Below are 23501 nucleotides of genomic sequence, written 5' to 3'. Positions count from 1 at the left end.
AACTTCATTGACGTGATGGTGAACATCGACGCCGATGATGGTTTGTCACAGCACCTTCACTGCGCGGCCGATTGCCTGGATCGGCCCGGTAGGTTTGCCGATCGGCGAACCGGTGGCGCCTTCCAGCGTCAGCTCGAACAACTGGTTCGGTTGCAGCGGCGGCAGCTTGTCCAGCGGGATCGACAGCGCCTGGCCCGGTTTGACCAGCCCCAGCGACACCGGACCCTGCCAGCCGTCGGCCTTGGTCCAGAATTCCAGCGCCTTGTCGGCCGGCACCTCGACCACGCCAAGCGGAATCAACTGAATCTCCCGTGGATTGCTGGCCTGGATCACCCAGCCCGGCGCCTTGTCCTGCGGGGCGACCAGCACCACCAGAAAGCTCGGTTTCGGCGTGGTTTGGGTCAACAGGATCGAGCCTAGCAACAAGGTCGCGGCCAGCCCGGCAGCGCTCAAACCGCGCCACAGCGACAGGCGGTTCCACCATGAAATCTCGGGCGCCACCTTATGGGTGAGTTGCCCGACACTGCGTTCGATGCGTTGCCACAGCTGCGGCGAGGGCTGATGCGCCGGGGCGAGGTCGGTCAGCTCCAGCAGACGCCGCTCCCAGGCATCCACCGCCGTTTGCAGCTCGGGCTCGTTGGGCAAGCGCCGTTGCACCTCGGCGCGCGCTTCGGCCGAGAGGGTGCCAAGCACGTATTCGCTGGCCAGTTCATCGCGTTCCTGCGCCGATTCGGTGGTCATCCCATGCACTCCCGCAACGCATTGAGGCTGCGCTTGATCCAGGCTTTGACGGTGCCCAGCGGCGTGTCGAGGCGTTGGGCGATCTGTGCGTGGCTGTAACCGTCGACGTAGGCGTGAAGGATGCAGCGGCGGCGTTGCGGTTCCAGTTGATGCAGGCAGCGATGGATGCGGGTCGATTGCGCCAGCGCATCGAAGTCGTCATCAATCGCCGGAGATTCGTTGCTGTCGTTCAACGGCGTTTCCCGGTCGTGATTGCGCAACACATTCAACGCCAGATGCCGGGTCACGCTGAACATCCAGCCTCGGGCCGAACCGCGCGCCGGATCGAACCCCGCCGCGCCGGCCCAGATCTTGATGAATGCGTCGTGAACGATGTCTTCGGCCAGCGCCGTGTCGCGCACCAGACGTCGGGCCACACCGAGCAGCCGCGGGCTTTCCTGCACATACAATTCGCGCAGGGCCCCGCGCTCGCCGCGGGCACAGGCGGCGAGGCGGGCTTCGTAATCGAACGCGGTTTCGGGTAATGGCATGTCCTGCAATCTAGCAAGCATCGAGCAAACGTCCAGTCAGGCTCAGTTCGCGGCCCAGAAAATGTAGTCGGCCTGGTACTTCACCACTTCCTGTTTGCCCTTGTTCGCCGCCGTGCATTCGCTGCCCGGCGCCACGCCGCCCTTGAGCGCGACGCGCTGGATGTAGCTCACGCCGCTCATCGCGCCTTTGCCCTCGGCGGGGTTGGCCTTGACCAATTGATAGGGCAGGTTGCCCGGGCTCGACGGCGCGACGGCCAATTGCGTGCCGGTGACTTTCGAACCGTCCTTTGCCTGCCAGGTGGCGGGCGGGCCGAAGTAGGTACCGACCTGTTTGCCGCTGCGATCGTTGAGCACCGCTTTGGGGCCGACGAACACCCACTCGGTCTGGCCGGCGGCATTGGCCTTGTCCCGGCATTCGTAGGTGATCTCGCCGACCCCGGTGGTTTCCATCGCGATCTTGTGGCCGTCCGGCACTTTGATCGCGTCGGGATAACTGCTTTGGGCAAAGCTTGTCGAGGCGACGGCGAGCAAACCGGTGAAGCCGATCAGTTGGGTGATGTTCATCAGTGTTTCTCCGAAAAAGGGTAAACCGCTGACAGCCGAAAGAGGGCTGTTACAGGGACTACCCGTGACGGAGGCGTTTGGATGCAGTGGCCGGAAAATAAAACTGAAAGCACTGAAGGTCAGATGGCTGGAACCCGCTCACCCCCGGTTTTTGCCAATGCCAGGCCTGAGGCTTTCAGCAGTTCCTGGGTATAGGCATGCTGCGGCGCCGCAAAAATCTGGCGCGAGGCTCCCTGTTCAACCACTTTGCCATCCTTGATCACCATCAAGTCGTGCGCCAGTGCATGCACCACCGCCAGGTCATGGCTGATGAACAGGTATGTCAGCCCATGGCGGATCTGCAATTGCCGCAACAACTCCACCACCTGTTTCTGCACCGTGCGGTCCAGCGCCGAGGTCGGTTCGTCGAGCAGAATCAGCGCCGGTTCCAGCACCAGCGCCCGGGCGATGGAAATGCGCTGGCGCTGGCCGCCGGAGAATTCGTGGGGATAGCGATGGCGGCTCTTCGGGTCGAGGCCGACTTCCTCCAGCACGCGGATCACCGCTGCCTCACGTTCCTCAGCCGTGCCGATGCCGTGGGTCAGCAAGCCTTCGGCGATGATCTGCTGCACCGACATCCGTGGGCTGAGGCTGCCGAACGGGTCCTGGAACACCACCTGAATCTGCCGGCGCAACGGGCGCATCAAGCGCTGATTGAGCAGGCTCAAATGCTTGTTGCCGAAGCGAATATCGCCCTCGGATTCCACCAGCCGCAGAATCGCCTGGCCCAGCGTCGACTTGCCCGATCCGGACTCGCCGACAATCCCCAGGGTCTTGCCCCGTTGCAGCCGGAAACTCACGCCGTCCACGGCCTTGATGTATTCCTGGGTGCGGCTGAACAACGCCTTGGGCAGCGGGAACCAGACTTTCAGATCATCCACTTCCAGCAGATTGTGATCGTAGCGACTCGGCACCGGTGCGCCGGACGGTTCCGCCTCGATCAGCAGGCGGCTGTAAGGATGCTGCGGGGTGCGGAACAGCGTTGCGCAGTCGGCTTGTTCGACGATTTCCCCGTGGCGCATCACGCACACCCGTTGGGCGATGCGCCGCACCAGATTGAGGTCATGACTGATGAGCAGCAGCGACATGCCCAGGCGTTGCTGCAACTCGATCAGCAGCTCGAGAATTTTCTGCTGCACGGTCACGTCCAGCGCCGTGGTCGGTTCGTCGGCGATCAGCAATTGCGGCTCGTTGGCCAGCGCCATGGCGATCATCACCCGTTGCCGCTGGCCGCCGGAGAGCTGGTGCGGATAGGCCTTCAAGCGCTGCAACGGTTGGCGAATGCCCACCAGTTCCAGCAGCTCCAGCGTGCGCTGGCGTGCGGCGCGGCCCTTGAGCCCCTTGTGGATCTCCAGCACTTCGCTGATCTGCTTTTCCACCGTGTGCAGCGGGTTCAGCGAGGTCATCGGCTCCTGGAAAATCATCGCGATGCGGTTGCCGCGCAAGCCGCGCATCTGCTGCTCGCTGGCATGCAGCAAGTCCACGCCGTTGTAGCGGATGCTGCCCGTGCTACTGACGGTTTTGCCTGGCAGCAAACGCAGGATCGAGTGGGCCGTCACCGACTTGCCCGAGCCGGACTCGCCGACCAGTGCCAGGCACTCGCCACGGCGGATGTCGAGGTTCACGCCGTGCACCACTTCGTGCCCGGCGAAGGCGACGCGCAGGTCGCGGATTTCAATCAGGTTGTCGGTCATTTCAGCTCCGGGGATCAGGATCGCGGATCGAACGCGTCACGGCAGGCTTCGCCGATAAACACCAGCAGGGACAGAATCAGCGCCAGGGCAAAAAACGCCGTCAGCCCCAACCACGGCGCTTGCAGATTGCGCTTGGCCTGGCCGATCAGTTCGCCCAGCGATGCGGTGCCGGCGGGCATGCCGAAGCCGAGAAAATCCAGCGCGGTGAGGGTGGCGATGGCGCCGGTCAGAATGAACGGCAGGTAGGTCAGGGTGGAGGTCATGGCGTTGGGCAGAATGTGCCGGCGCATCAGCTCGCTGTCCGTCAGGCCCAGGGCCCGCGCGGCCTTGACGTATTCCAGGCTGCGCCCGCGCAGGAACTCGGCGCGCACCACGTCCACCAGTGCCAGCCAGGAAAACAGCGCCATGATCCCCAGCAGCCACCAGAAACTCGGCGATACGAACCCCGACAAAATGATCAGCAGGTACAGCACCGGCAGCCCCGACCAGATCTCCAGCACCCGTTGCCCGAGCAAGTCGACCCAGCCGCCGTAATAACCCTGCAACGCCCCGGCGACGATGCCGATCAGCGCACTGACGGCGGTGAGAATCAGCGCAAACAGGATCGAAATCCGCGTGCCGAAAATCACCCGCGCCAACACGTCCCGGGCCTGATCGTCGGTGCCCAGCCAGTTGCTGGAGGACGGCGGACTCGGCGCCGGTTCAGTTAGGTCGTAATTGACCGTGTCGTAGCTGAACGGGATCGGCGGGAACAGCATCCAGCCGCCCTGATCCTCGATCAGTTTGTGTACGTAATTGCTCGCGTAATCCGGCTGGAACGGCAGTTCCCCGCCGAAATCGGTTTCCAGATAATCGCTGAGGATCGGGAAGTAGAAGGCATGGTGGTAGCGGATCACCAGCGGCTTGTCGTTGGCGATCAGTTCGCCGCCGAGGCAGATCAGGCACAGCCCGATGAACAGCCACAGCGACCAGCGCCCGCGACGGTTGGCCTTGAATTGGGCGATGCGCCGCCGGCCCAGAGGGGAGAGTGTGAACATCAGGCAGTCCTCGCCGAGAAGTCGATGCGCGGGTCGAGCAGGGTGTAGCAGAGGTCGCCGATCAGCTTGATCAACAGGCCGAACAGGGTGAACAGGAACAGCGTGCCGAACACCACCGGGTAGTCCCGCGACACCGCCGCTTCGTAGCTCATGCGCCCGAGGCCGTCGAGGTTGAAGATGGTTTCGATCAGCAGGGAGCCGGCGAAAAACACCTCGATCAACGCCGACGGCACACCGGCGACCACCAGCAGCATCGCGTTGCGAAACACATGGCCGTAGAGCACGCGTCTTTCGGTCAGGCCCTTGGCGCGCGCGGTGATCACATACTGGCGGCTGATCTCGTTGAGGAAGCTGTTCTTGGTCAGGATCGTCAGCGTCGCAAAACCGCCGATCACCAGCGCCGTCACCGGCAACACCAGGTGCCAGAGGTAGTCGCCGACCTTGCCCCACAGGCTCAGGCTGTCGAAATTGTCCGAAACCAGCCCCTGCACCGGAAACCAGTTGACGTAGCTGCCCCCGGCGAACACCACGATCAACAGGATCGCGAACAGAAACGCCGGCATCGCGTAACCGACGATGATCGCCGTGCTGCTCCAGACATCGAATGCGCTGCCGTTTTTGATCGCCTTGCGAATGCCCAGCGGGATCGAAATCAGGTAGGTGATCAAGGTCGCCCACAGGCCGAGGGACAGCGACACCGGCAGCTTCTGCACGATCAGATCCGTCACTTTCGCACCGCGAAAGAAACTGCTGCCCAGGTCCAGTTGCGCGTAGTTTTTCAGCATCAGCCACAGGCGTTCGTGCATCGGTTTGTCGAAGCCGTAGTGGTGCTTGATCTCTTCGATCAGCGCCGGGTCCAGGCCTCGGCTGCTGCGCCCGGCACCGCCGATGGCGGTTACCTCGCTGGCGCCGCCCATGCTGTGCCCGCCGAAACCTTGCAGGCGGGCGATGGCCTGTTCCACCGGGCCGCCGGGCGCGGCCTGCACAATGACGAAGTTGACCACCAGAATGCACAGCAGCGTCGGGATGATCAGCAACAGACGTCGACTCAGATAACGCCACATGTCACTGGCCCCCCGCGAGCTGGCGCAGGGCGCTCATCTGCGGGTTGGTCAGCGGCTTGGCCGAGACCTCCCACCAGGTGTCGAGGCCTTCGCTGTAAATCGGCTGCACCGACGGCATGCCGAAGCGGTTCTGATACACCGTCGGCGTGCCTTTGGAGTAGTAGTTGGGAATCATGTAGTCACCCCATTGCAGCACCCGGTCGAGGGCGCGGGCGTAACGCACCATGGCGTCGCGGGTATTGGCCTGGACCAGGCCGTCGATCAGCCGGTCCACCGCCGGGTCCGCCAGCACCATCGAATTGGAACTGCCGACCTGCGTGGCGCTCTGCGAGGCATACAGGCTGTACAACTCGCGGCCCGGCGAGACGATCGGATCGCCGCTGCGCGGGAAACTGGTGACGATCATGTCGTAGTCCCGGGCGTTGAGCCGGTTGATGTACTGCGCTGAATCGATACGCCGCAGATTCAGGGTGATGCCGATCTGCGCCAGGGTGCGTTTGTACGGCAGCAGCATGCGGTCGAAACCGCCTTGGCCGTCGAGGAAGGTGAATTCGAAGGGCTCGCCGGCGGCGTTCACCAGCCGGTTGTTTTTCGGCGTCCATCCGGCTTCGGCCAGCAGCTTCAGGGCCTGCAACTGCTTGTCGCGGATGTAGCCGCTGCCATCGGTTTTCGGCGCCTGATAGACCCGGCTGAAAACCTCGTCCGGAATCTGTCCGCGCAGCGGTTCGAGGATCGCCAGTTCGCCGGCGTCGGGCAGGGCGGTGGCGGCCATTTCACTCTTCGGCCAGTAGCTGTTCTGGCGCACGTAGAAGCCGCGCATCATCTGCTTGTTGGTCCACTCGAAATCCCACAGCAGGCTCAGCGCCTGACGCACGCGGCGATCCTTGAACAGCGGATTCTGCAGGTTGAACACGAAACCCTGGGCGCAGGTCGGTTTGTCCGGGGCGAGAATCGCCTGTTGCAGGCGACCGTCGCGCAGGGCCGGGCTGTCGTAGCCGACCACGTAGCCGGACGAGGAAAACTCGCGGTTGTAGTCGAACACCCCCGCCTGCAGCAGTTGTCGGGCGACGTCTGTGTCGCCGTAGAAATTCACGGTCAGGCTGTCGAAGTTGTACATCCCGCGACTGACCGGCAAATCTTTGCCCCACCAGTCCGGATCTCTCTGAAAACTGATGCTGCGTCCCGCATCGACCTTGCTCACCCGATAAGGGCCGCTGCCCAATGGTGGTTCGAAACCGCCGCCGTTGGCGAAGTCGCGGGTTTTCCACCAGTGCTCGGGCACCGGTCGCAGCGACGCCAGATCCAGCGCCAGGGTGCGGTTGAGGTTGTTCTTGAAAGTGAAGCGAATCTGCCGCGGGCCTTCGATCAGCACGTCCTGCACGTCGGCGTATTGCTGGCGATAACTCAGGCTGCCCTTGGTCATCAACAGTTCGAAGGTGTAGCGCACGTCCTCGGCGGTGATCGGCGTGCCATCGGCGAAACGCGCCTCGGGATTCAGGTTGAAACGCACCCACAGACCGCCGGGATCGCGCTCCATGGATTGCGCCACCAGACCGTAGACGGTGTAAGGCTCGTCCAGGGAGCGGAACGCCAGCGGCGAATACACCCAGTCGTTGACCTGCACCACGGAAATGCCCTGATCGGCATACGGGGTGATGTAGTTGTACTGACCGATCTCCATCGAAGCGCGGCTGAGCGAGCCGCCCTTGGGGGCATCGGGATTGACGAAATCGAAGTGCTGGAAACCGGCGGGGTATTTAGGCGCCTCGCCGTACACCGTCATCGCGTAGCTGCCGCCGGCCAGCGCAGATGCCGCGTTGCACAGCAGCGCGCTGCCGAGCAGCAGGCCGGCCATGTTGCGCATGAATGTCATGAAGTCGTTCCTCTGAGCCGGAAAAACCCGAAGCGGCGGCAGGCCGCTGCGGGATGCGAATTCGCAAGGGGAAGGGGCCGGCCGGAGTCTTGCGCGGCCCCGACCGGGACTCAGAAGTGGTACGTCATGCGCGCAAACAGCGTGCGGCCCAGCGGATCGGTGTAGCGCGGGTCATAACCGCTCTGGAAGTTGTAGGCCTGGTTGGAGAACGGCGGATCGCGGTCGAACAGGTTCTTCACCCCGGCATCGACGTCCAGCACCTTGTCGAAGGTGTAGCCGGCCGACAGGTCCCACACCGAATACGACGCGACCCGCGCGTTGGTCTCGCGGTCGTAGTCGTTGTAGCCGGTGGTGAAGCGGTTGGTCAGCGCCGCGCGGGCTGCACCGAAGGTCCAGGAACCGGTCAGGTTGTGTTTCCAGCGGGCAATCACACCGTCGCCCTTGAAGTCGCCGACCTTGTCGGTGAACGGGCCCTTGATGGTGCTCTGGAAGTCGTACTCGTCGACATAGGTGCCTTGCAGGCCCAGGCCGAATTGACCGTACGGCGTGTTCGGGAAGCGATAGTCCAGCGACACATCGACGCCGTTGGTTTCGACGATGCCGAGGTTGGCGTTGCCGGTGACGATGTAGTTGAGCGTGCCGTCGGCGTTGCGCACGAAGCGGTCAGGGTAGCTGCCGGCCTGATCGAACACGGTGGATTCCGGGAACGGCTGGATCTGGTTGGAGATGTGAATCCACCAGAAATCCAGGCCCACGGACAGATTGCTGACCGGCTGATAGACGAAGCCCAGCGTCACGTTGCGCGCCTTCTCCGGGGCCAGGTCTTCGTTGCCGCCGATCTGGTTGAGGAACTGCTGACCGCAATCGCGCCCGCCGTTGCCGCCCGGTTGCACCACGCCGCCGGTACACAGCACCGGGTCGTTGTAGTAGCCCTGGGTGAAGGTGATGCTGCGCGGCGAATACAACTCATACAGCGACGGTGCGCGGAAGCCTTCGCTGTAGGCGCCGCGCACCACCAGCTCCTTGAGCGGCTGATAACGGAACGAATATTTCGGGTTGGTGGTGCTGCCGAAGTCGCTGTATTTGTCGTGACGCACAGCGGCGGACAGTTCCAGGCTGTCGAGCACCGGTACGTTGATTTCCGCGTAGGCGGCTTTCACGCTGCGGTCGCCCTCGACGCTGCCGGCCGGGTCGATGCCCAGGCTCTGGATGTCGCCGGCGAAGGCTTCGAAGTCCTGGTGGAATTTCTCTTTGCGGTACTCGCCGCCCAGCGCCAGACCCGACGGGCCGGCACCGAACCAGTCACCGATCTCGCGGCTGATCCGCCCGTCGAAACCGGCGACCCGACCGACCGCCGTGGAATAGGCGCCGTGGTACGCGGCCTGATCGATGTATTGCTGACCGGCGCTGGTCTGCGGGCCAAACGGGTTGAGCAGACCGCTGGCCAGACCGTCGATCATCGCCTGATCGCTGACGTAGCCGCTGGTGACGCTGGAGACGATCTTGTTCTGGTTGTACGAAGCGCCGACGTTGTAGTCCCAGCCGCCCACCAGACCGTCGAAGCTCAGCAAAAAGCGCTGGCTGGTGTTCTGGTCTTTCGATTCGCGCGGGCCGGCGGCGGTTTCGCGCCAGTTCACGTCCACCGGTTGCGTCGGATCGAGGGCGAAACCGGTGGGCGCCGGGGTGATGCCGTTGCCGGGGTAGTAGGGCGAGGACGAATCCAGGCTCAGGCCGGTCAATGGCGCTGGGCCAATAGCGGTGGCGTTGTTGTTGCGCGACCAGAAGTATTCGAGGTTGACGTTGTGGTCGTCGGCCAGTTTGCCGGTGGTCTTGCCGAAGAACGACGTTTTCTCGGTCTGCGGCACCAGGTCGATGTATTCGCGGGTGCTGAAGCGGCAGAGGCCGTCGCGGGCCACCAGGTTGGGGCCGTTGCAATTGCTGTTGGCCAGCGGGTTGGTGGCGTTGCCGTTCTGGCTGTAGTTGCCGGGGAACGCAGTGCCGGAGGTCTGGTCCAGGCCACGGCCGGGCACATAGTCGCGGGCGAAGGAGCGGTCGTTGGCGTCGAGGTTCTGCTGCTTGTTGTAGTTGAACACGCCGAGCACGTTGAAGCGGTCCTGCTCCAGATCGCCGTAGCCCCAACTGGCGCTCATGTCCTTGGTCGCACCGCCGCCACTGTGGGTCGGGGTTTCGCCGCCGAGGGTGAGTTGGCCGTCGGTCATGGATTTCTTGGTGATGAAGTTGATCACGCCGCCGATGGCGTCGGTACCGTACAGGGCCGAGGCGCCGTCGCGCAGCACTTCCACGCGCTCGATCGCGGCAAACGGGATCATGTTCAGATCCACCGCGCCGCCGGCCGAGTTGGTGCCCGACAGGGCGTTGTTGGCCAGTCGGCGACCGTTGAGCAGCACCAGCGTTTTGTTCGCGCCGATGCCGCGCATGTCGGCGAACGATGCACCGCCGGTGGCCGCGCCGACCGAGCCTGCACTGTTGTTGATCGACTGGCTGCCGGTGATGCGCTGCACCAGTTCGGCGGTGGTGGTCACGCCCTGTTTGCGCAGTTCATCGGCCTTGAGCACGGTGATCGGCACCGCCGTTTCCGCGTCGACCCGACGGATCGCCGAACCGGTCACTTCGACTCGTTGCAGTTGCGTGGTCGGCGCGACCACCGCAGCGGCGGCCGGGACGCTGTTGTCGTCCTCGGCAGCCTGAACCCCGGCGCCCATCCCCATGGCCACCAGGTACAACGGAACGAAACGGTGGCGGGAAATCGTCGCCACCAAGGGTTTGAGCGTGAAGCGTGGAGTGTTCATCAGCATGGTTGTTTCCGACTTTGTTAGACGTTTATCGAAATGGCCTTGTGAGCCCTCTTTGCACGGAGCACGGTGGTGCCGCGCCGCGAAAACCACTTTCTTCAAGCAAGCCGATCCCCTCCGAAGACGCGCTGCGTTTTTTCGGTCGGCCGATTGCGACGGGATTCAACGAACGGTGTCGGGCGCGTCCCTCACTGCGCGCCCGGCACCGCCGTCAGCGGGTGGTCATTACCGATATCTTGGTGATGCCCGAGCGCTCGATGGACGCCATGGCTTTGGCGACCTGGCCGTAATTCACGGCGGAGTCGGCCTGCAGCTGCACGCGTACGTCGGCATCTTTGGCCTTGACCTCCTTGAGGCTGGCCTCCAGTGATTCCGGCGCCAGCTCGGTCTTGGCCAGGAAGAACTTGCCGTCCTGATCGACGCTGACCACCACCGGGTCTTTCTTTTCGGCGGGAGCGACGGCGTCGGTTTTTGGCAGGTTGACCTTGATCGCGTTGGTCATCAGCGGTGCGGTGACGATGAACACCACCAGCAGCACGAGCATCACGTCCACCAGCGGCGTGACGTTCATTTCGCTGAGCACTTCATCGCTGTCTTGAGTGGAAAAGGACATCAGCTGGCCTCCCGCACGGCGGCCGTGGATTTGGCGATGGCCTGGCGGCTGATGGAGAAAGCGCTGCGCGAGGCGAGGGCGTCGAAGTCGTGGGCGAAGTCATCCATGTCCGCCGAGGCCAGTTTCAGGCGCCGCAGGAAGAAGTTGTAGATCAGCACTGCCGGCACCGCGACGGCAATCCCCACACCGGTGGCGATCAGCGCGTGGCCGATCGGCCCGGCCACGGTTTCCAGGCTGGCCGAACCGCTGGCGCCGATGCTTTGCAGGGCTTCCATGATTCCCCACACGGTGCCGAACAGACCGATGAACGGCGCGGTGCTGCCGATACTGGCGAGGATCGCCTGGCCGTTTTCCAGCGAGCGACGTTCCTTCTGGATCTGCTGGCGCAGGTTGCGCTCCAGTCGGTCGGCACGGTTGATGGTGTGTGCCAGTTGCTGGGTGGTGCGCGGGGACTCTTCCACCAGCAAGGCTTCAAAACCGCTGCTGGCGATCCGCGCCAGCGAGCCCGGATACTGGCTGGCGTGTTCGGCGGCGGTGAGCAGATCCGGCGCGCCCCAGAAGGCTTTGCTGAACTGCTTGTTCTGGGTTTTCTGGCGCAAGTATTGCGCCGACTTGACCAGCAGGATCGCCCAGCTGACCACGGAAAACAGCACCAGCCCCCAGAGCACGCCGGGGACAATCATCGAAGACAGAGAATCGTTCATGGCTACACCTCGCTTGCGTTAATCGGTTGTGAGTTCGGTTGTCGCGCCGTCATTGCGGCAATTTGAAATCGATGGTCTGGGTGGCGAAGCCGTCGATCGGTGTGTCGCCGCGCTTGGCCGGTATGAACTTCCAGGCCTTCACCGCCGCGACCGCCGCGTCATCCAGTTGCGGCTTGCCGCTGGATTTGGTCACCGTCACCGAACCGGCGCGACCGTTGGCCAGCACCTGAATCCGCAGCACCACGCTGCCTTCCCAGTTGCGCCGCAGGGCCAGCGACGGGTATTCCGGCGGCGGGTTGCCGAGGCTGGCGAGGCCGGAAATCGCCGCCGACTCTTTCACCGGGCCCGGTGCCGCCGCAGGTGCAGGAGGCGCACTCGGGGTGGCCGGAGCGGCAGGCGCTGCCGGTTGCGCAGGGGCGGGCGGCGCTTTCGGCGGCTCGGCCTTTTTCACCGGTTTGGGTTTCTCGACCGGTTTCGGTTTTTCGATCGGCTTGGGTTTCTCCACCGGTTTGGGCGGCGGCTTGACCGCGTCCTCGTCTTCCACCGGTTGTTCCGGTTCGGGAGGGGGCGGCGGGGGAGGCGGCGGCTCCGGTGTCGGCGGGGCCGGAGGTGTCGGGCTGGTGAGCTCGACGGTCATTTCCGGAATTTCCGGTGGCGTGGGCAGCGGCTCGGCCCGCGCCTGCTGGAAAAACCACCAGGCGCCGCCGTGTATCAAGGCCGACACCGCCACCAGCAACAGCATCTGCTGTTTGTTCAGGCCGCCGGGCTGAGAAGTGTTGGCCTTAAACACGGGCCGGCCCGCAACCGACGGGAGCGGCGCTTCCCGCAAGGGCCCCGGCGGACTTCTGTGCTTTACCGCATCGTTCATTAAAGCTCCCTCGGGTGGATGAAGGGCAATAAGGTGCCGTTCGAACAACAGGGCGTTGTTCGAGTGAGTGGTCGCAACTTTCATACAGGTGTGCAGAAGCCGATAGTTGAACTATCTATTGAATAGGGCTTGTGCAGCTTATTGCTTCAGTAACGTCGACTTCGATGGTTCATTGATCCGGTCCGTGGCTGTTCTTTTATAAGTGAGTGTGCAATTGAGTGGCGAACATCGTTCTTGCCCTCATGGTTGATGCAATAGCAACCGCTGTGCCAAAAAGTAAGCAAATGTGTAGCGGTTATTTCACGGATGATACGTATGTCGCATTTATATAAGTTTCATCAGGCACGCCGGTTTTCATGAGCGCATAACCTCCCGACGGCCCTGTTTGCAGGGCTTTTTCAAGGGCGAGACAGACCGGGCGCGGTATCGCGCTGTTCAGCGAGATAGAGCGGCTGTTCTCGTGTCAGCCAGGACGCGTGATGGTGCGTGGTGGACTGATTTGGTGCGGGTCAGTGTTTTAGCGGGTCACAGGCGCTGTTCCTTGTTCTTGTCTAAATAAAATCGCGTTCGGAGTAATGATTGATAGTGCAGTTTTGGTGCGCTTCGGAGATTAACGCCGAACAGCGAAAGTTGTAGCAGTGTGCTGTCTCGAAGTTATTGTCGAACAATGTGTTGTTGCATTCATTAATGCAGCGCGCACGCAATGACTTTCTGCGTGCTATTTAAAAAATAAATAGTGCAGGCGTTCAGGTAATAAAAGGAATGCACGGACAGTTCGCAGGACGAACACGGCGCAGGTACAGGGGCACGGAGAGAAGAGTGTGGCGCAGCAGATGAAGATTCACGCGGTGAACTCCTTGTTGCCAGCTCGGATACGCGAACTTTTGGTTCGGTATCGCACCTTACAAGAACGCGGATAGCGTTCGCTGATTGCTCTTGGTGCGGGATGGGCACCGCCAGCGCTGTTTTGCGAGATCAGGGATTCGCAAGCTGCCGATGAATGCGCAATCCGTGCCAAATTCGATACAACAGCTATAAATAGGGCCAGGCAGGATGCCTTTCGCAGTGGAGGAGGGGATATGTATCAGCTCTACGGACATCGCAATTCAGGGGCGGCGGCCATCGAGGCGGCGCTCGAGCTGTGTCAGGTGGCTTACCGCTTCATCGATATCGAGGCCAGCGCGGAAGCGGCGCAGGAGCTGGCGCGGCTCAATCCGCTCAAACAGATCCCGACCCTGCAACTGCCGAACGGCAGTGTCATCACCGAAAGTGCGGCGATCCTGATTCATCTGGGGCAAAGCTTTGCGCAATCCGGCCTGCTGCCGGCCAACGGCGCTGACCGCGATCAGGCGATTCGGGGCCTGGTGTACATCGTCAGCAATTGCTATGCGGCCATCGGGATTATTGATTACCCGGAACGCTGGCTGGTGATGCCGGACGAGGCCTCGCGGCAGAATTTGATGGCGGGGGCGCGGGAACGACTGCACTGGAGCTGGGAGGTGTTTGCCGATCAGTTCTCGGCCGAGCTGTACCTGGACGATGAAACACCGGGCGCACTGGATGTGCTGGCGGCGGTGGTCACGCGCTGGGCCGGTGCCCGCGAACACCTGCGCCAGGCCCGACCCGGTTTCCATGCGTGGCTGCAACGCATCGACCGGCACCCGGTGCTGGCGCCGGTCTTTGCGCGGCATTGGCCCGGCTGATCACTCCCCGCGAATGTACTGCTCCAGCTGTTTGATCAGCTCGGCCTGTTCGGCAATCGCTTCCTTGACCAGGTCGCCGATCGACAGCAGGCCGATCAGTTTGCCGTTCTCCACCACCGGCAAGTGACGCAGGCGTTTGTCGGACATGATGCCCAGGCAAGTGTCGACGGTCTGGTGGGTGTCCACCGTGATCACGTTCGCCACCATGATGTCGCGCACCGGCGTGCCCACCGAGGAGCGCCCGTGCAGCACCAGTTTGCGCGCGTAATCGCGCTCGCTGATGATGCCCACCACTTTGTCGTCTTCCACCACGAGCAAGGCGCCGACGTTTTTCTCGGCCATTTTCATCAGCGCTTCGAGCACCATGTGATCGGGTTTGATCTGGTGCACTTCCTGATTTTTCGGATCTTTGAGCTTGAGCAGCTGGGCGACGGTTTTCATGGCGGTTACTCAGGTGTTGTCGTTGTTCTCCAAGCATCGTAGACGCAGGCGCGCAGGGCAAGGCCGCAAAACGGCAGATAACACGCAAAAAACGTCATTTGACCGGGTTTTTCATGGCGAGGCCTTTGTCACGGGTGGCGGCAATGCCGCGTAGAATGCCCGTCTGAATCAATTCCTGAGGTTGCAGTGGTGGATTTACAGCAGGGCTTCGTCCTGACCCGGCATTGGCGCGACACCCCGGCCGGCACCGAAGTCGAGTTCTGGCTGGCGACCGACGCCGGGCCGCGCCGTGTGCGCCTGCCGCATCAGCCGTCGGTGGCGTTCATCCCGGCGGCGCAGCACGAGCAGGCCGAGCGGGTGCTGGCGGACGAAAAGAACGTCGAACTGCGTCCCCTGGCTTTGCAGGATTTCGAGCATCGCCCGGTGCTCGGGCTGTATTGCCAGCAGCACGGTCAGTTGATGCGTCTCGAAACCGCGCTCAACCGGCACAGTGTCGATGTCTTCGAAGCCGACGTGCGACCCCCCGAGCGCTACCTGATGGAGCGTTTCATCACCGCGCCCGTCTGGTTCAGCGGCACGCCCGATGCCGACGGCGTGTTGCTCGACGCCCACCTCAAACCTTCACCTGACTATCGCCCGCAACTGCGGCTGGTCTCGCTGGATATCGAAACCACCGAGCAGGGCGAGTTGTATTCCATCGCGCTGGAGGGCTGCGGCGAGCGCCAGGTGTACATGCTCGGCGCACCGAACGGCGATCACAGCATCGTCGACTTCGACCTCGAGTACTGCGAATCGCGCACCCTGATCCTCAAGAAGCTCAACGACTGGTTCGCCCGCCACGACCCCGACGCGATCATCGGCTGGAACCTCGTGCAGTTCGACCTGCGCATCCTTCACGAACACGCCCGGCGTCTCGGCGTGCCGCTCAAGCTCGGGCGTGGCGGCGAGGAAATGCAGTGGCGCGAACACGGCAGCCGCAATCACTACTTCGCTGCAGCGGCGGGACGGTTGATCATCGACGGCATCGAATCCCTGCGTTCGGCGACCTGGAGCTTTCCCTCGTTCAGCCTGGAAAACGTCGCCCAGACTTTGCTTGGCGAAGGCAAATCCATCGACAATCCGTACCAGCGCATGGACGAGATCAACCGCATGTTCGCCGAGGACAAACCGGCGCTCGCCAAGTACAACCTCAAGGACTGCGAGCTGGTCACGCGGATCTTCGCCAAGACCGAACTGCTGAAATTTTTGCTCGAGCGCGCCAGCGTCACCGGCCTGCCGGCGGATCGCAGCGGCGGCTCGGTGGCGGCGTTCACGCATTTGTACATGCCGCTGATGCACCGCCAGGGTTTTGTGGCGCCGAACCTCGGCACCAATCCACCGCAGGCCAGTCCCGGCGGGTTTGTCATGGACTCGCAACCGGGGCTGTACGAATCGGTGCTGGTGCTCGACTACAAGAGCCTTTATCCGTCGATCATCCGTACCTTTCTGATCGACCCGGTGGGCTTGATCGAAGGCTTGCAGCATCCTGACGACAGCGACTCGGTGGCAGGTTTTCGCGGCGCTCGTTTCTCTCGCACCCGGCATTGCCTGCCGTCCATCGTCGCCCGGGTCGCCGAGGGTCGCGAGACCGCCAAGCGCGAACACAACGCGCCGTTGTCCCAGGCGCTGAAGATCATCATGAACGCCTTCTACGGTGTGCTCGGTTCCAGCGGTTGCCGGTTTTTCGATACGCGGCTGGCTTCATCGATCACCCTGCGCGGCCACGAAATCATGTTGCGCACTCGGCAACTGATCGAGGCTCAGGGGCATGCGGTGATTTATGGCGACACCGACTCGACATTTGTCTGGCTGCGTCGCCCCCACGGTCAGGAAGAAGCGGCGACCATTGGCCGGGCGCTGGTTGCGCACGTCAACGACTGGTGGCGCGAGCATGTGCGTGAGCAATACGGACTGGAAAGCGCCCTCGAATTGCAGTTCGAAACCCACTACAAGCGCTTCCTGATGCCGACCATCCGTGGCGCGGAAGAGGGCAGCAAAAAGCGCTACGCCGGTCTGGTGACCCGCGCCGACGGCAGCGAAGAAATGGTCTACAAAGGCCTGGAAACCGTGCGCACTGACTGGTCGCTGCTGGCCCGGCAATTCCAGCAGGAACTGTACGAGCGGATCTTCCAGCGCAAGCCGTATCAGGAATACGTGCGCGAGTACGTGCGCAAGACGTTGGCCGGTGAGTTCGACGAACGACTGGTTTACCGCAAGCGCCTGCGCCGCACCCTCGACGACTACGAACGCAACGTGCCGCCCCACGTGCGCGCCGCACGGCTGGCAGACGATTACAACGCGCAGCACGGTCGCCCGCGCCAGTATCAGAACGGCGGCTGGATCAGCTACGTCATCACCCTGGCCGGGCCCGAACCGCTGGAAGTGCGCCGCGCGGCCATCGACTACGACCACTACATCACCCGCCAGCTGCAACCGGTGGCGGATGCGATCCTGCCGTTTGTCGACGACGATTTCTCAACCCTGATCGGGGGGCAGCTGGGCCTGTTTTGAGTCCAGCAGTTGCAGGGTCCATTCGTCCTGAATGCCGTGGAAGTAACGCTCCAGCGCCTGATGCCAGAGGCTGTCGTCGTCGGCGAACTGGGCGAACAGGGTCATCGATGAGTGGAATTTCAGGTCGTCCGGATGGCCGAAGATCTCGGCAATCGAACGCTGCCGCACATTCAGTACAAGCTGCGCACACGTGCGCAGCCGGGCGCCGAGCAGCTCATGGGCCAGATAGGCCTTGGCCTCACCGGCCGAGCCGATGGCGAACCGCCGCGACATCTCGCTGCCCCCGAGCCCGGCGAACTGGGGGAACACAAACCACATCCAGTGGCTGCGCTTGCGGCCCTCGCCGAGCTCGCGCTGGACCCGTTCGAACACCGGGTCTTGGGCGAGCACGAAGCGTTGCAGATCGAACGGGTCTTCCTGATCAGTGCTTCTCATGGCGAAGCCCTCTGTCAGTCGGCGGTGGCTCAGACCATGGCCAGCCGCTGCTTGCGTTTTGGCGCCTGAAACACCTGGTCCAACGCCGCCAGATCCCCGGCCTCGAGTTGCAGCTGCGCGGCTTGTGCATTGAGCTGCACGTGTTCCGGGCGCACGGCCTTGGGAATCGCAATCACCCCATCCTGACGCAGAATCCACGCCAGCGAAACCTGTGCCGGGGTCACGCCGTGACGAGCGGCAATCTGTTTCAGCACCGGCTCGGCAAGCATGGCGCCGCCCTGGCCGATCGGGCAGTACGCCATTAGCGGCATGCGCTGTTGCTGGCACCACGGCAGCAGGTCGAATTCGATGCCGCGTTCTTCCAGGTTGTACAGCACCTGATTGGTCGCGCAGACCGAACTCGACAGTTCCTCAAGATCATCGACATCGAAGTTCGACACGCCCCAGCGACCGATCTTGCCGTCCTCGCGCAGACGCTCGAAGGCTTCGACGGTTTCTTCCAGCGGATACTGGCCGCGCCAATGCAGCAAATAGAGGTCGATGTAATCGGTGTCGAGCCGGCGCAGACTGCGCTCGCAAGCCTGGGGAATGCCTTTGCGGCTGGCGTTGTGCGGGTAGACCTTGCTCACCAGAAACACTTGATCGCGCAGGCCGGCGATGGCTTCGCCGACCACGCTTTCGGCACCGCCCTCGGCGTACATTTCGGCGGTGTCGATCAGGGTCATGCCCAGCTCGATGCCGCTGCGCAGGGCCGCGACTTCACGCTTGTGCGCCGAGCGGTCTTCGCCCATGCGCCAGGTGCCCTGGCCAATCACCGGAACCTGCACGCCAGCCAATTCGAGGGTACGCATTCAAACCTCCTTTCTGAAACGGTCGATACCTTGGGTGGGCAGCAGGATAGCCCACGGGTTCCGTCCGGTTCCAGAAAGGAGGCTAGGTGCTTACTTGGCGGAGAACTTCAACACCACGCTCTGGGTGTAGGTCTGGCCGGGATCGAGGCGGGTACTCGGGAAGTTCGGCTGGTTCGGCGAATCCGGATAGTGCTGAGTCTCCAGGGTGAACGCGCCCCAGTGCGGATAGACCTTGCCACCTTTGCCCTTGACCGTGCCGTCGAGGAAGTTGCTGGTGTAGAACTGCACGCCCGGTTCGCTGGTGAACAGCTGCAAGTGGCGACCGGATTGTGGGTCGCTGACTTCGGCGGCGAGTTTATTGACGTCACCCTTGGTGTCCAGCGCCCAGTTGAAATCGAAACCGCCCTGTTTTTCTTCGGCGAATTTCAACTGCGGATGGTCGGCCTTGATGTGCTGGCCGATGGCGGTGGGTTTGGTGAAGTCCATCGGCGTGCCGGCCACGGGGGCCAGTTCGCCGGTCGGGATCAGCTTGGCGGTGACCGGTGTGTAATGGCTGGCGTGCAGGGTGGCGACTTGCTTGAGGATGTCGCCGTTGCCGGCGCCGGCGAGGTTGAAGTAGCTGTGGTTGGTCAGGTTGAGCACCGTCGGTTTGTCGGTGCTGGCCTTGTAGTCGATGCGCAGCTCGTTAGAGTCGGTGAGGCGGTAGGTCACTTCGGTGGTGAGGTTGCCGGGGAAACCCATTTCACCATCCGCCGACAGATAGGTCAGGGTCACGCCGACCGAATCCTTGTCCTTGGTTTCCTTCGCCTTCCAGACCTTTTTGTCGAAGCCCTGAGTGCCGCCATGCAAGGCGTTGGTCTTGTCGTTCTGCGGCACTTGATAGCGCTTGCCGTCGAGTTCGAAGGCGCCGTCGGCCAGGCGATTGCCGAAGCGGCCGATGGTCGCGCCGAAGTACGCGGTGCCTTTCTGGTAACCCTGCACATCGTCGAAACCGAGGACGATGTCGTCGAGCTTGCCGTGTTTGTCCGGCACCTCCAGCGCCTGCAAGGTCGCGCCGTAGGTGATGACGGTGGCTTGCATGCCGTGGCTGTTGCGCAGGATGTATTGTTCGACCGGCGTGCCGTCATTGGTTTTGCCGAAGGCTTTGTGTTCGCTGGACAGACCGGCGGCCTGGGCGGTGAGGGTGGCGATCATCAGGGACAGTCCGAGGCCGCAGAGTGAGTGTCGGGATTGAAGCATGGGTTGACCTTCCTTTTTGTTGTTGTTTTGAAAATCTTTAAATAGTCATGCTAATTAATGGGTGAATGGGAATTTATAGCGGATTAAACGATTAATGCAAAAATAAAGTCGGACTTAATGCCCTAAGCAGTTAGCGCCGAAGGTCGGGAATCCACGCCGGCACTGCACTTTTGCGAAATCCCCGGCTCTATCCATGGCCAGGGTGCGGTGACTTCCGCCGCACAGGAACGTGTCCGTCAAAGAATTCATGCCGAGAGTTTTGCACCCCATCGCTGCATTCATTTATCGCCCGTGCCTGCTGCTGGCCTGCCTGTCGACGCTGTTGCTCGGCGGTTGCAGCCATCAGGACGGCAACAATTTCATCACCCAGATGCGCGAGGGCAGGCCTCAGGAATTTCTCCAGACCAGCGTCGATCGCATGGCCACACTGGCGATGCGCGACAACCTCGACAGCCTCTATCGCTTGATGGGCAAGTTGTACCTGCGCAACCCGGACGAGCTGCGCAAATCCGGGTTCCTCGACGTCAAGACCGCGGTCAAACAAGTGCGGCTGGCCATCGAGCAGCAACAGCCTTTGCCGACCCTCGGCGGCAAAAAAGACCTGGCGGCGCTGAGCTATGCCATGAGCCCGGAGTTCCTCGGCGACCGGGTCGGCGCATTCATCTATGCGATCGGCAGCATGCTGGTCACCGCTCACGGCAATCGCACCGAGTTTTACATGACCGATGCGATCAACCCGACCTTCGTCAACAACGCCGCGCGCAACATCGAGAAAGCCACGTGGATCCTCGCCCAGCGGCAGAACAAGGAAGGCCAGCCGCTGCTGTTTTCCAACGAAATTTCCGAGGAGGGCAGCAACCTGAGTTTCGCCACGGAGTTCGGTAAAGTCGTGGCGCGTCTGGATCTGCTGACCCAGATGCTCGACGAGCGCTACCGGCGCATTGGCCTGAATTACGCCCAGAGCCTGCTGTTTTTGAATTTTTTGCCAGTGCAGTGAGCCAAGTCGGTTAGAGTGGCGGACGATCGTGTTTGTATACAATCCGTCGTCCGATTTGACTCAAAGGGAGCTGCACCTGTCATGACCGACCCCGCAAGCGCCGATTACACGAGCCTGGAACGTGCCACCCGCACCGACAAAATGCCTTACGCCGCGTTGCTGGCGTTTGCCATGACCGGCTTCATCGCCATCCTCACCGAAACCCTGCCGGCCGGTTTGTTGCCGCAGATCGGTGCCGGCCTGAACGTCAGTGAAGTGCTGGCCGGGCAACTGGTGACGCTGTATGCGCTGGGCTCGATTGTCGCGGCGATTCCGCTGACGGTCGCCACCCGTGGCTGGGGGCGCAAACGGGTGCTGCTGATGACGGTCGGCGGGTTTCTGCTGTTCAACACCATCACCACGTTTTCCAGCCATTACGGTTTGACCCTGGCCTCGCGGTTTCTGGCCGGGATGGCGGCGGGGCTTTCGTGGGGGATCATGGCCGGTTACGCGCGGGGGATCGTGCCGGTGCATCAGCAGGGTCGGGCGCTGGCGATTGCCATGCTTGGCACGCCAGTGGCCTTGTCGCTGGGGACGCCGGCGGGCACCTGGCTGGGCAATGTGATCGGCTGGCGCGCCTCGTTCGGGATCATGTCGGCACTGGCGCTGGTACTGGCAGCGTGGATTGTCATCGCCGTTCCGGATCGTCCGGGTCAGGCCCGCGCCGAGCGTTTGCCGTTGATGCAGTCGCTGCGCTTGCCCGGCGTGCGTCCGGTGCTGTTTGTGGTGCTGACCTGGATGCTTGGGCACAACATTCTTTACACCTATATCGCGCCGTTCCTGACGCAAGCCGGTCTCGGCGAGCGGGTCGATCTGGTACTGCTGGTCTTCGGTCTGTGCTCGCTGCTGGGGATCTGGATTATCGGCCTGCTGGTGGATCGCTGGCTGCGCGGGCTGGCGCTGATCAGCCTCGCGGTGTTTGCCGTGACCGCACTGGTGCTGGCACTGGTCGCGCCGTCGCCTTGGCTGATTTATGCGTGCATGGCGGTGTGGGGCCTGTCGTTCGGTGGCTCGGCGACGTTGCTGCTGACTGCCGCAGCGGACTCCGCCGGAGAACATGTGGATGTGGTGCAAGCGATGCTCACCACTTCGTGGAACGTGGCGATTGCCGGCGGCGGATTGTTCGGTGGTTTGCTGCTGGACCGGGCAGGGGCGATGTCGTTTCCGTGGGCGTTGCTGATCCTGTCGCTGATCGCACTGGCCACGGTCTGGCTGAACAGCACTCACAGTTTCAAACCGGGCCGACGACAGCACTGATGCTGAAGAAATGGCATAACGATAGATCCTATCGATATAGGGCGTTATAAGAAAACTGGTTATCCTGCGGGCCGGATTTTTCCTGTGGTTTGTCTGGACGTCTTAATGGAATTGGCAAATTTCGGCCTGGTGATTGCCGGGCTGGTCGTGGGGTTCATCGTCGGTATGACCGGTGTCGGCGGCGGTTCGTTGATGACGCCGATCCTGCTGTGGTTCGGTATCAATCCGGCCACGGCGGTGGGCACGGATCTGCTGTACGCAGCCATCACCAAATCCAGCGGCGTGCTGGTCCACAGGAAGAACAAGAACATCGACTGGGCCATCACCGGCTGGCTGACCCTGGGCAGTGTCCCGGCGGTGGCGATGACCTTGTGGTTCCTCAGCACCCTGCACACCGCACCGGACGCGATGAACGCCATCATCAAGCAGGCCCTGGGCTTCGTGCTGTTCGCCACGGCGCTGGCGATTCTGTTCAAGAAGCGCCTGCTGGAATTCGCCCACAAACGTGCCGGCGGCAACTACAACCCGAGCGGCGCGCGCCTGAATGTCATGACCGTGATCACCGGTCTGATCCTCGGCACCATGGTCGCCCTGACGTCCATCGGCGCCGGCGCTCTCGGCACCGTCGCGCTGTTCATCCTCTATCCGCTGCTGCCGACCCGTCGTCTGGTCGGCACCGAAATCGCCCACGCCGTACCGCTGACCCTGGTCGCCGGCCTCGGCCACGCGAGCATGGGCAACATGGACTGGGGCGTGCTGGGCTTTCTGCTGGTCGGCTCGCTGCCGGGCATCTGGCTCGGCAGCCACCTGACCGGCCGCGTCTCCGATGAACTGCTGCGCCCGTGCCTCGCGACGATGCTGGTGTTGATCGGTTACAAGCTGGCGTTCTGATCGAGCGCGCGCTTCATCACCGTCACCGGCAATCCGTCGTACTCCGTTTCTTCCAGCACCTCCCAACCCAGCCGCGCATACAGCGACTGCGCGGCATCGGTGTACAGGTACAACTGCGGCACGCCCAGTGCGGCAGCTTCCTCGACGATGCGGTTGACCAGTTGCGAGGCGATGCCGCGACCACGCTGTTCGGCCTTCACGTAGACCCCGGCCAGCCACGGCGTCAGTTGCGGACGGGTGTCCATGTCGCGGTCGATCAGCAGCGCACCGCCGAGCAGTTTTCCGTCTTCGATCGCCACCACCACGCTGGGAATCGCACCTTTGCCGCAGGCGGCGCGCATACGTTCGGTGCGGCTGGCGAGGGTGTCTTCGGGTTTGTATTGGCCCCATTCCTTGAAGTTGAGTTCAGCCAGTTCCTCGATCAGTTGCGGGTGATGGCAGAGGTAGTCGATGTGCATGCGCGTTGAACTCCATTTCACAGGTTGAACAGCCACCCTAATGCGGTCATAAAAGGTAATCAAATGCGCGACATGATCGCGCCCGACCGGTTGCGCAAAA

General features: G+C 62.5%; 21 protein-coding genes. 5 read left to right on the top strand and 16 right to left on the bottom strand.

Annotated features, from left to right (window positions below; translation table 11 throughout):
- Positions 1 to 45: 45 nt before the first annotated feature.
- The 11 genes from GQX66_RS17590 to GQX66_RS17540 form a co-directional block, all read right to left on the bottom strand.
- Positions 46 to 741 carry an anti-sigma factor gene (locus GQX66_RS17590; protein WP_134022295.1) on the bottom strand — a complete coding sequence of 232 codons (696 nt, stop codon included), beginning with the start codon at positions 739 to 741 and terminating at the stop codon, positions 46 to 48.
- A complete protein-coding gene (locus GQX66_RS17585; protein WP_170928941.1) occupies positions 738 to 1271 on the bottom strand; it encodes a sigma-70 family RNA polymerase sigma factor in 534 nt (177 codons plus the stop codon). The genes GQX66_RS17590 and GQX66_RS17585 overlap by 4 nt, the downstream gene beginning before the upstream one ends.
- Before the next feature lie 42 nt (positions 1272 to 1313).
- A complete protein-coding gene (locus GQX66_RS17580) occupies positions 1314 to 1835 on the bottom strand; it encodes a DUF3455 domain-containing protein (RefSeq protein ID WP_064597927.1) in 522 nt (173 codons plus the stop codon).
- Positions 1836 to 1954: 119 nt separating this feature from the next.
- Entirely contained in the window at positions 1955 to 3568 is a 1614-nt protein-coding gene (locus GQX66_RS17575) for an ABC transporter ATP-binding protein (RefSeq protein ID WP_102718857.1), read from the bottom strand.
- 14 nt (positions 3569 to 3582) lie between these two features.
- Positions 3583 to 4605, bottom strand: a complete 1023-nt coding sequence (locus tag GQX66_RS17570; protein ID WP_085648212.1) for an ABC transporter permease — start codon at positions 4603 to 4605, stop codon at positions 3583 to 3585.
- Positions 4605 to 5669: a microcin C ABC transporter permease YejB gene (gene yejB, locus GQX66_RS17565; protein WP_011335075.1), complete on the bottom strand. Its 1065-nt coding sequence runs from the start codon at positions 5667 to 5669 to the stop codon at positions 4605 to 4607. Before yejB ends, GQX66_RS17570 begins: the two co-directional genes overlap by 1 nt.
- Position 5670: 1 nt before the next feature.
- On the bottom strand, positions 5671 to 7542 hold the full coding sequence (locus tag GQX66_RS17560; RefSeq protein ID WP_240870192.1) for an extracellular solute-binding protein: 1872 nt from the start codon (positions 7540 to 7542) through the stop codon (positions 5671 to 5673).
- A gap of 110 nt (positions 7543 to 7652) precedes the next feature.
- Positions 7653 to 10358, bottom strand: coding sequence for a TonB-dependent receptor (locus GQX66_RS17555; RefSeq protein ID WP_173892847.1), 2706 nt, complete (start codon positions 10356 to 10358; stop codon positions 7653 to 7655).
- A gap of 208 nt (positions 10359 to 10566) precedes the next feature.
- Positions 10567 to 10968: a biopolymer transporter ExbD gene (locus GQX66_RS17550; protein ID WP_011335072.1), complete on the bottom strand. Its 402-nt coding sequence runs from the start codon at positions 10966 to 10968 to the stop codon at positions 10567 to 10569.
- Positions 10968 to 11672: a MotA/TolQ/ExbB proton channel family protein gene (locus GQX66_RS17545; RefSeq protein WP_085667488.1), complete on the bottom strand. Its 705-nt coding sequence runs from the start codon at positions 11670 to 11672 to the stop codon at positions 10968 to 10970. The genes GQX66_RS17550 and GQX66_RS17545 overlap by 1 nt, the downstream gene beginning before the upstream one ends.
- Before the next feature lie 49 nt (positions 11673 to 11721).
- Entirely contained in the window at positions 11722 to 12540 is an 819-nt protein-coding gene (locus GQX66_RS17540; protein ID WP_064597914.1) for a TonB family protein, read from the bottom strand.
- A 1079-nt stretch (positions 12541 to 13619) separates the two neighbouring features.
- Between GQX66_RS17540 and GQX66_RS17535 the strand changes: the two genes are divergently transcribed.
- Positions 13620 to 14243: a glutathione S-transferase N-terminal domain-containing protein gene (locus GQX66_RS17535; protein ID WP_102717061.1), complete on the top strand. Its 624-nt coding sequence runs from the start codon at positions 13620 to 13622 to the stop codon at positions 14241 to 14243.
- Here the strand turns inward: GQX66_RS17535 and GQX66_RS17530 are convergent, their stop codons facing one another.
- The gene (locus tag GQX66_RS17530; RefSeq protein ID WP_064380861.1) at positions 14244 to 14684 is read right to left on the bottom strand and encodes a CBS domain-containing protein; all 441 of its coding nucleotides are present in this window, start codon (positions 14682 to 14684) and stop codon (positions 14244 to 14246) included. It abuts the gene before it with no gap.
- A 189-nt stretch (positions 14685 to 14873) separates the two neighbouring features.
- On the opposite strand from GQX66_RS17530, the gene GQX66_RS17525 reads away from it, so the two are divergent.
- The gene (locus GQX66_RS17525; RefSeq protein ID WP_240870190.1) at positions 14874 to 17234 is read left to right on the top strand and encodes a DNA polymerase II; all 2361 of its coding nucleotides are present in this window, start codon (positions 14874 to 14876) and stop codon (positions 17232 to 17234) included.
- Here GQX66_RS17525 and GQX66_RS17520 read toward each other — a convergent pair.
- From GQX66_RS17520 to GQX66_RS17510, 3 genes are all read right to left on the bottom strand, one after another.
- Positions 17199 to 17669: a DUF1810 domain-containing protein gene (locus tag GQX66_RS17520; protein ID WP_240870188.1), complete on the bottom strand. Its 471-nt coding sequence runs from the start codon at positions 17667 to 17669 to the stop codon at positions 17199 to 17201. The two genes, GQX66_RS17525 and GQX66_RS17520, sit on opposite strands and share 36 nt — an antisense overlap.
- Before the next feature lie 29 nt (positions 17670 to 17698).
- Entirely contained in the window at positions 17699 to 18520 is an 822-nt protein-coding gene (locus GQX66_RS17515) for an aldo/keto reductase (RefSeq protein WP_240870186.1), read from the bottom strand.
- 90 nt (positions 18521 to 18610) lie between these two features.
- Positions 18611 to 19759, bottom strand: a complete 1149-nt coding sequence (locus GQX66_RS17510) for an aldose epimerase family protein (RefSeq protein WP_240870185.1) — start codon at positions 19757 to 19759, stop codon at positions 18611 to 18613.
- Between the two features lie 247 nt (positions 19760 to 20006).
- On the opposite strand from GQX66_RS17510, the gene GQX66_RS17505 reads away from it, so the two are divergent.
- The 3 genes from GQX66_RS17505 (at position 20007) to GQX66_RS17495 (ending at position 22943) form a co-directional block, all read left to right on the top strand.
- Entirely contained in the window at positions 20007 to 20756 is a 750-nt protein-coding gene (locus GQX66_RS17505; protein ID WP_085746262.1) for a hypothetical protein, read from the top strand.
- 81 nt (positions 20757 to 20837) lie between these two features.
- Positions 20838 to 22052 carry an MFS transporter gene (locus GQX66_RS17500; protein ID WP_102687120.1) on the top strand — a complete coding sequence of 405 codons (1215 nt, stop codon included), beginning with the start codon at positions 20838 to 20840 and terminating at the stop codon, positions 22050 to 22052.
- 105 nt (positions 22053 to 22157) lie between these two features.
- Entirely contained in the window at positions 22158 to 22943 is a 786-nt protein-coding gene (locus GQX66_RS17495; RefSeq protein ID WP_011335062.1) for a sulfite exporter TauE/SafE family protein, read from the top strand.
- Here GQX66_RS17495 and GQX66_RS17490 read toward each other — a convergent pair.
- Positions 22925 to 23401, bottom strand: coding sequence for a GNAT family N-acetyltransferase (locus GQX66_RS17490; RefSeq protein ID WP_085745894.1), 477 nt, complete (start codon positions 23399 to 23401; stop codon positions 22925 to 22927). The two genes, GQX66_RS17495 and GQX66_RS17490, sit on opposite strands and share 19 nt — an antisense overlap.
- Positions 23402 to 23501: the final 100 nt, after the last annotated feature.

The organism is Pseudomonas sp. B707, from assembly GCF_022496685.1.
In the GTDB taxonomy this organism is placed as follows: domain Bacteria; phylum Pseudomonadota; class Gammaproteobacteria; order Pseudomonadales; family Pseudomonadaceae; genus Aquipseudomonas; species Aquipseudomonas paraglycinae.
This window is presented reverse-complemented; position numbering and strand designations above follow the sequence as displayed.

Coding starts and splice junctions, on each gene's coding strand:
- GQX66_RS17555 (WP_173892847.1), bottom strand. CDS start 10,358: ATGCTGATGAACACTCCACGCTTCACGCTCAAACCCTTGGTGGCGACG.
- GQX66_RS17500 (WP_102687120.1), top strand. CDS start 20,838: ATGACCGACCCCGCAAGCGCCGATTACACGAGCCTGGAACGTGCCACC.
- GQX66_RS17490 (WP_085745894.1), bottom strand. CDS start 23,401: ATGCACATCGACTACCTCTGCCATCACCCGCAACTGATCGAGGAACTG.
- GQX66_RS17545 (WP_085667488.1), bottom strand. CDS start 11,672: ATGAACGATTCTCTGTCTTCGATGATTGTCCCCGGCGTGCTCTGGGGG.
- GQX66_RS17535 (WP_102717061.1), top strand. CDS start 13,620: ATGTATCAGCTCTACGGACATCGCAATTCAGGGGCGGCGGCCATCGAG.
- GQX66_RS17540 (WP_064597914.1), bottom strand. CDS start 12,540: ATGAACGATGCGGTAAAGCACAGAAGTCCGCCGGGGCCCTTGCGGGAA.
- GQX66_RS17550 (WP_011335072.1), bottom strand. CDS start 10,968: ATGTCCTTTTCCACTCAAGACAGCGATGAAGTGCTCAGCGAAATGAAC.
- GQX66_RS17570 (WP_085648212.1), bottom strand. CDS start 4,605: ATGTTCACACTCTCCCCTCTGGGCCGGCGGCGCATCGCCCAATTCAAG.
- GQX66_RS17585 (WP_170928941.1), bottom strand. CDS start 1,271: ATGCCATTACCCGAAACCGCGTTCGATTACGAAGCCCGCCTCGCCGCC.
- GQX66_RS17575 (WP_102718857.1), bottom strand. CDS start 3,568: ATGACCGACAACCTGATTGAAATCCGCGACCTGCGCGTCGCCTTCGCC.
- GQX66_RS17530 (WP_064380861.1), bottom strand. CDS start 14,684: ATGAAAACCGTCGCCCAGCTGCTCAAGCTCAAAGATCCGAAAAATCAG.
- GQX66_RS17580 (WP_064597927.1), bottom strand. CDS start 1,835: ATGAACATCACCCAACTGATCGGCTTCACCGGTTTGCTCGCCGTCGCC.
- yejB (WP_011335075.1), bottom strand. CDS start 5,669: ATGTGGCGTTATCTGAGTCGACGTCTGTTGCTGATCATCCCGACGCTG.
- GQX66_RS17505 (WP_085746262.1), top strand. CDS start 20,007: ATGCCGAGAGTTTTGCACCCCATCGCTGCATTCATTTATCGCCCGTGC.
- GQX66_RS17510 (WP_240870185.1), bottom strand. CDS start 19,759: ATGCTTCAATCCCGACACTCACTCTGCGGCCTCGGACTGTCCCTGATG.
- GQX66_RS17520 (WP_240870188.1), bottom strand. CDS start 17,669: ATGAGAAGCACTGATCAGGAAGACCCGTTCGATCTGCAACGCTTCGTG.
- GQX66_RS17560 (WP_240870192.1), bottom strand. CDS start 7,542: ATGACATTCATGCGCAACATGGCCGGCCTGCTGCTCGGCAGCGCGCTG.
- GQX66_RS17590 (WP_134022295.1), bottom strand. CDS start 741: ATGACCACCGAATCGGCGCAGGAACGCGATGAACTGGCCAGCGAATAC.
- GQX66_RS17495 (WP_011335062.1), top strand. CDS start 22,158: ATGGAATTGGCAAATTTCGGCCTGGTGATTGCCGGGCTGGTCGTGGGG.
- GQX66_RS17515 (WP_240870186.1), bottom strand. CDS start 18,520: ATGCGTACCCTCGAATTGGCTGGCGTGCAGGTTCCGGTGATTGGCCAG.